Source organism: Haloferax sp. Atlit-6N (genome assembly GCF_003383195.1).
GTDB classification, from domain to species: domain Archaea; phylum Halobacteriota; class Halobacteria; order Halobacteriales; family Haloferacaceae; genus Haloferax; species Haloferax gibbonsii.
The window spans coordinates 1-462 of sequence record NZ_QEQJ01000312.1 but is presented as its reverse complement, the minus strand read 5'-3'; the positions used below and the strand labels follow the sequence as shown (position 1 = coordinate 462).

Below are 462 nucleotides of genomic sequence, written 5' to 3'. Positions count from 1 at the left end.
TTTCTTTTGTGCTCGTCGTTGGCGTCATCGTGACAGCCATCGCCGCTCCGCTGCTTGCCCCCTACGATCCAGCGCATCAAGATTACGCGGCCTCGCTGTCGCCGCCGTCCGTCGATCACCCGCTGGGAACCGATCTGACTGGCCGGGATATCCTCTCACGCCTCATTTTCGGTGCGCGGGCCTCGCTAGCAGTCGGAATCGTTGCTGTGGGTATGGCTATCGCCATCGGCGTTCCACTTGGGAGTTTCGCCGGCTACGTCGGAGGATGGACCGACGAAGTCATTATGCGGATGATGGATATGGTAATCTCTATTCCAGCTCTAGTCCTCGGGCTTGCGATCGTGGGGACGCTCGGGGCAGGGTTGATAAACGTAATCGGAGTCGTCGCAATCGTTTATTCACCACAATACGCCCGTCTGATACGGGGCAGTGTTCTCTCTGAAAAGGAAGAAGATTACGTCA

The 462-nt window shown here is 57.1% G+C and carries 1 protein-coding gene; it reads left to right on the top strand.

Annotation, left to right across the window (positions count from 1 at the left end; all coding sequences use genetic code 11):
* On the top strand, positions 1–462 hold a 462-nt coding region (locus tag DEQ92_RS22515; RefSeq protein ID WP_147299595.1), incomplete at both ends, for an ABC transporter permease.